Raw genomic sequence first — 7,773 nt, 5'->3', positions numbered from 1 at the left:
CCGGCTCACGCAACTCAACACTGATAAAACGGAACGACTCCGCCGCCGCAGGACCGTCCTTCAACACAGCCACAACACGGGAAATCTCCTCCCGCGACAACGGATCCAACGGATGCGAAACACCCAAATGGGCGTGGGTTTCAATATTCAAAGTCACGATGAACTCCTTTGATTCGATGTGTTTGATATGTCGATTGATCGATGGTTATTGGCCGGACAGCAGCCAATTGGAGGCTGCCTGTCGGTATCGGATGATGCCTTTGTATTCCGCCATGTCGTCCGGAAGCTCGGCCAGGACCTTGCCGAACCTTTCGCGCCAGGCAGGTACCTGTGCGATGTCCCTCAGAGGCAGGAGGTAGCTGCGGATCAGAAACAGCAGCACTCCGGTGTGCGGGAGCCGGATGAGGTGCTGGACTTCCACCCGCAGGTGGAGCTTGTCCGGCATGTCCGGATCATTGGCAATGGTTGCGCGGTCGGGACCCCATTCGGGGTACGTCTCCGTGGAGGTGTCCAGCCGCCTGCCGATGGTCATGGTCCAGTTGGTGCGCCGGAATTGCTCACCGGGCTGCAAGCGCAGGAGGAACTGCTCGGCGCGGCTGATGATGCGCTCTTCCTTGACCCGCGGTACAGGGTGGTGGATCTCCTGGAAGCTCATGCCGACGTCGAAACCGAAGGACCAGTCTGCGGCAAAGCTGACCAGGCCGGCGTCAAGCCACATCGTGTTATCCCGGACATCGAGGAGGACGATGTCGTCTTGGATCTGGGTACCTAGAAAACGCAGGGGACCCATCGGGAGCGAGTCGTCCACGCCCACTGTGAATTCGATATCCAGATCTTGGAGCTTGTTCTGCCACCGGCAGTTGTTTCCTTCGCGCTGGAAGGACATGATCTCCGGGTTTTCCTCCGCCATGGTGGGCAGCAAGGTGGCCACCGTGTCCCACACTGCGGGGCGCATGTGAGGCAGGACCTGGATTCTTGAGGGGTCGCGCTTCAGGATCCGGTCGCGGTCGGCGATTTCCCCGAGGTAGAACTCATCGATGTCTATCACCCCGGCGCCCCAGGAACCCACCGCGGTGGCCGTGGCGTTGTTGGCTGGCTGGACGTTGGCGCTGTAGCGGTAGGTATCGCCGCTGAAAGGGAAGGGAAAGCCCCTGATGCGGTCCGGGAGGGATGTAATGTCCGTGTCGTTGTCTATGGTGGTGCTCAAAGGTCCAACTCCAGTTCTGGGTCTTCGCTGCGTGAAACACAGCACATCATTGTGGTGTTTTCGGCCTTTTCCTGGTCGGTGAGGTAAAGGTCCCTGTGCTGCGGGGTTCCCTTGAGGACCGGGAGGATGCACTCGCCGCAAATGCCTTTACGGCACATGTTGGGGATGCTCTTGCCTGCCTTCTCGAGGGTGTCCAAAAGTGAAGTGCCGGCTGGTACCTCTAGCCGCAGGCCGCTTCGGACAAGGTTCACCATGAACGGCTCGCCGTCATCGAGTTCAGCTGCTCCAAAGGCTTCAGAGTGCAATCTGGCCGATCCCCAGCCCAGATCACGCGCCAGATCCAGGACTGAATCCATGAACGCAATCGGTCCGCAGACGTAGAGGTGTGTTCCAACGCCCTGGGTTGTGAGCTGCTCATTGAGGACTTGCTGGAAGGTCTCGCGGTTACGGCACTCAGTCAGGGCAGGACCCAGGAGTTGCCGGGCCTCCTCCACATGCGCGCCTGCACCGGGCCTGTAAACATAGATCAGTGACGATGTGGTGCCACGGTCAGCGGCGGCACGTGCATGGGAAAGAATTGGCGTGATTCCAATGCCAGCAGCAACAAGGAGATGGTGCGTGGCGGTTGACGCAGGGGCGAAGGCACTGCGGGGGCGCGAAACGAAAACCCTGTCGCCCACCATGAGCCGGTGCATGGCCATGGAGCCGCCCGTGCCTTCTTCCACCCGGAGGACGGAGATGGTGTATTCGGAGGGGGCGTTGCCGGAACCCGTCAGCGAGTAGGCATTGACTCCTTCCTCGCCGTACTGGACCACCAGATGGCTGCCCGGAACGTAGGATGGCAAGTTTTTTCCCGACGGGTCTGTCAACGTGATGCTGACTATCGAATCCGTCTGGGGTTTGACGTTTGTCACCTCAAGCCGCAGGCCTCCGTCCACTGCCGGATGGGGACTGATGGGGAGAGCTGTCACCGTCATGATGCCTCCTCTACGTGGGCTTGGTACCCCAGATACGCGCCCATACGGCGGGAAAAGTGGTCAGTGGTGGTGAGGTTGGTGCAGCAATTTGTGCACTTCACTTCCGAGCCGGCCACCCGAAGAGTTGGGGTGGTGGCGTGGCAATGGGGGCAGTAGATTGCCCTGGGTGCGTTTTCCTCACTCAGGAGCGTCATCTCCTCCTGCTGGATTCCGCACTCTGCGGCGACTGCTGCTGCCGCCCGAATGTCCGATGTGGGGCCAGCGAGCATTAGCCGGACGCCCACCTTCGAACATCCCAGTGCCCTCCTCAGCTCCGAGAGGGCTTCAGGTGTTGCGGAGTCGAATCGAAGATCGTGCTTGGGTTGACCACCGCCAGGTAGTTCCGCGGTGTTATCTGCGCCAAAAGATGCGCAGATAACACCGCGAAAACCAGGTTCCGAGCCTGTGCCTGCTGCCGGTGGCATTGACGCGGAACGCACGGCGGGGTCCTACGGAGCGAACGAACGGTCGCCGGCGAAGAACCCGAGGCCGTACTCGGGTGTCTCGAACTTGACGGTTGTTCCCTTGGGGAAGAACAGCACGTCACGCTCTTTCGCGTGGGTCACTTCGCCGGTGGTCTGGTCGGTGAGGATGAACTCACCCTGGATGACTACCTTCATTTCGTCGTACGTGTAGGTGTAGACCACGGGCTCTGACGCCTTTAGCTCGAAGAAGCCGGCGCTCATTACCGAGCCTTCGGGGTTGTGGAGGGCGTCACCGATGAAGGCTTCGCTTCCGGGGAGGTCCATCGACGGAATTCCTACATAACCGCCTTCCACCTTGTGAATGGATCCGGCCTTGCTGAGTGTTCCTACGAGCGTGTCCATGGGTCTCTCCTTTGAGTGAGTAACGGTGGGTTCGAAATGTCTCACTTCAAATGCATTTAGCAACTGAGTGAAAGGTGGGCCGACTGGCCCGAGTTGGCGGAATGAGGTTTCCGAAAGTCCCTTTTACTAGGGACAAAGTGAGGTTCTGGCGTCGCATTCGATCCTGTGACTAGGATCACTGCCTCATCCCACAAGTAAAGTTACTAGAGCTAATACTTATAGTCCAGACTTTTTTATAGAAATCTTCATGAGAAGTTCCCGGTGGCTCCTTCTGCGGGCCTAGAGGCGGGTGAAGCCCTTCAGGTCCTCTTCGCGGTGACTGGAAAGCTCGACGGCGGCAGCCGCCTTCTCCCGGGACCGCGACGCTTCACGCTGGGAGTAGAACCAGATGGGGAGGTAGAGCCCCAGGACGATGAAGCCCACCCACGTGGGCGTCCAGCCGATCTCCAGACTGTTCAGATAGACCACGCCGATCAGGCAAAGAGGCAGATTGAACAAGCCGAACAGCAGCGCTACATTTTTCCAGCCTCTGGGCGCCTTGAAGGGCCTTTCCAGCCCTGCGAAGGCCGGGTGCCTCTTGGCTTTCACGTAGGCGAAGAGGCTGATGCCGTTAGCGCAGGTGTATCCAATGGCCGATGCGGCGACGATTGCGGCGGGGTTGCCCATGAAGATCAGCACCAGATTGAAGAGGCCGATGACCAGCATGGCGACGAACGGCGTGCCGTTGCGGTTGGTTCTACCGAGGGATCGGGGAAGGTTGCCTTCCATTGCCATCGAGTGCATGGCCCGGGACGAGCCCAAATATGCGGTCTGCATGATGAGGACCATGGCGGCAATGAGCATGATGATGGTGACCAGGGATCCGATACTTCCGAAAACTGCGTTGGCAACCGGGATGAGGGGCGAGATTGGTTCGGCCCGGACCCCCTCCACACCCAGGACGCCGATGACGGCTGCCTGGACCAGCACGAAGGAAAAGAGGCAGATAACGCCGCAGGCAAAGAGGGCTTTGGAAACGTCCTTGCCGGGGTTCTTGTACTCCGGGCCGTAGATCGCGGCTGTTTCCCAAGCGCAGGCGCTCCACTGGGCAATCGCGAAGATGCCCAACAGAATCAGGATGTGGTGCATGTCCCAGGACCAGTCGGCCGGCAGCCAGTTCCCCGTGATGTTTGCCAGCTCAACGTGACCTGTGGCAAATGGCGCCACCGTGAGCACCACCAGTGGCAACAGTGAGAACGCTGCCAGGACGTAGCCTAGCTTCGCGCCATCTTTGAGCCCGAACCAATTCACCATAAACAGGCCGCCGATGATCACGGCCCCCGCCATCAGTGCGAGGTGGTTGACAGTGAAGACCTCCGCCAGGAGGGGAAAGAGTCCATGCAAGTAGCTCCCCACGAGTATGGAGAAGATTGCCAGTACCGGTGTCCACGCAAACCAATAGCTCCAGGCGCTGAAGCCGCCAAGCAGCTTGCTTTTGTCATACTTGCCTTGATAATTCTCAGTGCGGAAAACGTGCTGTGCAAAGCCTGGCAGGCCGGAGGCTTTGGGGAAGGTAGTGGCCAACTCCGCGTAGGCGGCGTTCTGGAAGAAGCCCTGCACCACCGATAACCCCCAGACGATAATGGCTCCAGCCGATAAGTACATGGGCAGATAGCCCAGGGATGGCAGGATCAGCAGGGGCACACCCAGTGCGATCGCCAGTCCTTGCTTCCAATCGATTGACCGTGCCAAGCCGTCTGTTTGGCTGGTGTTTGTCACTGAACGGTTCTCACTCATAACAATCTCCCTTGACTGAACTAAGGGCCCGTCTTCTTCAGTTGGATAAACTTGCCGCCCCCGATAGGCCCTCTGAACCCGTTAAAGGGGGCAGCGAACTGCACGGCAAGTTATGTCTTCACATTCAGAGTGCGCGTCGTTTTCCCCGCGCGTCGAGGCATGGACGAAGCTGTGGATCCGGATGACGAGCGCGCTGCTGCTGGTCGTCAGCGTGGTGCGCCGGAGGTGGAGTGGCGGCGGACCTGGCGAGGTGCCGTCAGCGGAAGAATGGTGATGAAGAGCCTGTGGCTGTGGGACAGGTCTTCCGCTTACCGTTCCGAGCTTCCTGTGAAATAGATCACTTCAGAGGTTACATCCATATACCTTCATTTCAACAGCTTTTGTTGAAATGAATTAGGGAAAGTCTCCAGTTGGCCTCGGAGCTAGCTGCCGTAAACCAAGGAGAGGCCCAGATGAGGAACGTCCAGGTCCATGCGCTGCTGGTCTTCGGGAGATCCGGGCTTGATGCGTTCGCCCACCAAGTACATCCCCGAGTTTCCCATGATGACGCGGTTGCTGGCGTTCACCAGCGCTGCATTGCCCGGGATGGCGCGCAGGTCCGGCATGATCAGTGGTTCCAGGTCCTTAACCAGGATGTCGCACCCCGCCACTCCGGCGAAGGTGCCGTGGAGAGAGAACGGCGCTGTAAGCGTGATGATGTATTCCTCGAAGCCGAGATAGTCGATGTAAGGACCCCAAAGAGTCTGTTCGCCCGTGGACGCTGCAGTGGAAAAGAACGGGAGCTTCTCGTAGTCGTAATAGCGGTTGCTCCCTGGAGTCACGTCCGCATCAAGTTTCGCAACGGAACCCGATTGCCCACGTGACCACCACTCGAAAACGTGCCCCTCCGCCTCGACGGACTGGGCAGCGAAGAACGTCCCCGCGCCCACGGCAAACGGGTTTTTGGCGAGGAACTCCCGGGAGAGCACCTCAAGGCCCACCAGTGATGACTCGTCCACTTTCGGACGTCCCGCAAGGTTCAATTCCACCAGTTCGGCAACGTTTCGGGCCAGGCGGTTGATCTCGGCGAGGACGCCGCTGGTCCAGACGGCCAAGGCATGTGCAGCGTGTACGACTTCGTTGTCGAGCTTCATTGGGCATCCTGATTTGAGAGGGCGTATCCGACTGTTAGCTTCGTATCAATCAAATGGAAAATGTTCCGCCTGATGTGTCCAAGCACCAACGCCTGGGCCTTCTCAGGCTGATCCTGGGCAACCGCCCGAACCAACTCCAAATGTTCAGCGGTTGCCGTTTCGGGGTCAAATGCTACAGCAAGGGGCGTCCACAACTGCTGGACCGTCTCCTGCTGCAGTCTGATCTCGGCATTGGCAAGTCTGGGTGATTGAGCTGCCACCGCCAGCTCAACGTGGAAACGGCTGTCGGCTGATGCGCGGTGCTCGGGGGAGTGGGCGAGAACCAAGGAACGCGCCAACTCCTGGAGGCGCTCGAAGTCGTGGGCCTCTGCGCGCTCGCACGCCAGCCGGATGGTTGCGGCCGCTATGGCTGCATGTTCGTCTCCGATGTCCCGGATCTCGGAGATCGACGTCGAAAGGAACCACGCCCGCATGGCTTCTGCTTGTGTTTGCGGCTGCTGGACGACGAAAGAACCGCCGCTCCGGCCCCTGCGTGTCTCCACGATGCCCCGGTCCCGCAACTCCGTCAGGGCTTCGCGAAGAGTAGCGCCGCCAACTCCAAACATTTCCGAGAGTGCCGCCTCAGCAGGCAGGCGTTCGCCCACTTTTAGCAGGCCGAGGGAGATCGCCGTTGAGATTCTGTCGACAATCGCCTCGGCGCGCTCAATTTCCGGCAAAGAGCGGTAAATCTGCGACTGAAAGGAGGACGGCGATGCCAAGAGTCTGCGCTCCGAAAGTTGGACTGCGGGTGGCTTCAATACTACAGACGAGAGGTACTTGAGAGTCTCACTGAGGTGGAGTCATCCATGGTGTTCTGACTCTGCTGAGAACGTCGAGTGCACTGAGGACCACTCCTTAAGTGTAGGAAGAACCGTCAGAAAACAGTGTTACCCCACCCCTTTTGATTCGGAAACATGGTTCTTAACCGAAAGAACTCCTCGACCGCAGCAGGACGAGGACTGAAACCGAAGGGGACAAATCGTGAATACGACAGCAAGCGCGACGACTGCCGCGTACACCAAAGCATCTGATATTGTCCGCAATCTGTCCCTCGTCAGGGACGAGATCACGGGCACCGCAGCGAAGCTTGATGAACAGCAGATGGCCCGCCTCGCGAGTCACATCAGCCACCCGGGCCGCATTTTTGTTGCCGGCGCAGGCCGAAGCGGTTTGGTCTTGCGCATGGCTGGCATGCGATTGATGCACTTGGGTCTCACAGTCCACATCGCTGGCGATACCACCACGCCTGCAATCGCTTCGGGGGATCTGCTTCTGGTGGCCTCGGGGTCCGGAACAACATCCGGCGTGGTCAAGTCAGCAGAGACAGCAGCGAAGGCCGGCGCCCGCATCGCGGTGTTCACAACCAACGCCGAGTCGCCGCTTGCAGGGCTCGCCGACGCTCTGGTCATCATTCCGGCCGCACAGAAGACCGACCATGGCTCGTCCGTTTCCCGGCAATATGCAGGATCGCTTTTCGAGCAGGCACTGTTCCTGGCCACCGAAGCTATCTTCCAGTCCCTGTGGGAAAACGACGCGCAGCCGGCGGAAAAGCTGTGGCTGCGCCACGCCAATCTTGAGTAAACAGTCCGCCCGTCAGGCACCACACCCCAGTTTTTACACCCCATTGAAGTAAATAACAGAAGGAAAACATCATGAAACTTCAGGTTGCTATTGATTTGCTCACTACCGAGGCTGCTCTTGAGTTGGCTGGTCAGGTTGCGGAGTACGTTGACATCATTGAGCTCGGTACCCCGTTGATCAAGGCTGAGGGTCTT

At 59.0% G+C, this 7,773-nt stretch carries 10 protein-coding genes; 2 read left to right on the top strand and 8 right to left on the bottom strand.

Annotated elements, in window-relative coordinates:
- The 8 genes from AR689_RS23720 to AR689_RS22520 all read right to left on the bottom strand — a co-directional run.
- Positions 1 to 157: hypothetical protein (locus tag AR689_RS23720; RefSeq protein WP_156424689.1), on the bottom strand; the 157-nt coding region annotated here is incomplete at its 3' end.
- 48 nt (positions 158 to 205) lie between these two features.
- A complete protein-coding gene (locus tag AR689_RS22550) occupies positions 206 to 1,207 on the bottom strand; it encodes a heme-dependent oxidative N-demethylase family protein (RefSeq protein WP_062073971.1) in 1,002 nt (333 codons plus the stop codon).
- Positions 1,204 to 2,184 carry a PDR/VanB family oxidoreductase gene (locus AR689_RS22545; RefSeq protein WP_062073970.1) on the bottom strand — a complete coding sequence of 327 codons (981 nt, stop codon included), beginning with the start codon at positions 2,182 to 2,184 and terminating at the stop codon, positions 1,204 to 1,206. Before AR689_RS22545 ends, AR689_RS22550 begins: the two co-directional genes overlap by 4 nt.
- A complete protein-coding gene (locus AR689_RS23715) occupies positions 2,181 to 2,648 on the bottom strand; it encodes a dimethylamine monooxygenase subunit DmmA family protein (RefSeq protein ID WP_062073969.1) in 468 nt (155 codons plus the stop codon). The genes AR689_RS22545 and AR689_RS23715 overlap by 4 nt, the downstream gene beginning before the upstream one ends.
- 24 nt (positions 2,649 to 2,672) lie before the next feature.
- Entirely contained in the window at positions 2,673 to 3,050 is a 378-nt protein-coding gene (locus AR689_RS22535; protein WP_024819177.1) for a cupin domain-containing protein, read from the bottom strand.
- Between the two features lie 279 nt (positions 3,051 to 3,329).
- Positions 3,330 to 4,826 carry an APC family permease gene (locus AR689_RS22530; protein WP_062073968.1) on the bottom strand — a complete coding sequence of 499 codons (1,497 nt, stop codon included), beginning with the start codon at positions 4,824 to 4,826 and terminating at the stop codon, positions 3,330 to 3,332.
- A gap of 422 nt (positions 4,827 to 5,248) precedes the next feature.
- Positions 5,249 to 5,959, bottom strand: coding sequence for a cache domain-containing protein (locus AR689_RS22525; RefSeq protein WP_062073967.1), 711 nt, complete (start codon positions 5,957 to 5,959; stop codon positions 5,249 to 5,251).
- Positions 5,956 to 6,717: a FadR/GntR family transcriptional regulator gene (locus AR689_RS22520; protein ID WP_062073966.1), complete on the bottom strand. Its 762-nt coding sequence runs from the start codon at positions 6,715 to 6,717 to the stop codon at positions 5,956 to 5,958. The genes AR689_RS22525 and AR689_RS22520 overlap by 4 nt, the downstream gene beginning before the upstream one ends.
- Positions 6,718 to 6,979: 262 nt before the next feature.
- Between AR689_RS22520 and hxlB the strand changes: the two genes are divergently transcribed.
- Together hxlB and AR689_RS22510 are read left to right on the top strand one after the other, a co-directional pair.
- Positions 6,980 to 7,579, top strand: a complete 600-nt coding sequence (gene hxlB / locus AR689_RS22515; protein ID WP_062073965.1) for a 6-phospho-3-hexuloisomerase — start codon at positions 6,980 to 6,982, stop codon at positions 7,577 to 7,579.
- Positions 7,580 to 7,650: 71 nt separating this feature from the next.
- Positions 7,651 to 7,773, top strand: a 123-nt coding sequence (locus AR689_RS22510) for an orotidine 5'-phosphate decarboxylase / HUMPS family protein (protein WP_197412980.1), incomplete at its 3' end; no start/stop codon positions are given.

It is taken from the genome of Arthrobacter sp. EpRS71 (genome assembly GCF_001512285.1).
GTDB lineage: Bacteria > Actinomycetota > Actinomycetes > Actinomycetales > Micrococcaceae > Arthrobacter.
Note: the sequence above shows the minus strand (reverse complement) of the source record. Positions and strands in the feature narration are given on the sequence as shown.

Bases quoted from the DNA above. Each gene is read 5' to 3' on its own strand.
- AR689_RS22545 (WP_062073970.1), bottom strand. From the start codon at position 2,184: ATGACGGTGACAGCTCTCCCCATCAGTCCCCATCCGGCAGTGGACGGA.
- AR689_RS23715 (WP_062073969.1), bottom strand. From the start codon at position 2,648: ATGCCACCGGCAGCAGGCACAGGCTCGGAACCTGGTTTTCGCGGTGTT.
- AR689_RS22535 (WP_024819177.1), bottom strand. From the start codon at position 3,050: ATGGACACGCTCGTAGGAACACTCAGCAAGGCCGGATCCATTCACAAG.
- AR689_RS22530 (WP_062073968.1), bottom strand. From the start codon at position 4,826: ATGAGTGAGAACCGTTCAGTGACAAACACCAGCCAAACAGACGGCTTG.
- AR689_RS22525 (WP_062073967.1), bottom strand. From the start codon at position 5,959: ATGAAGCTCGACAACGAAGTCGTACACGCTGCACATGCCTTGGCCGTC.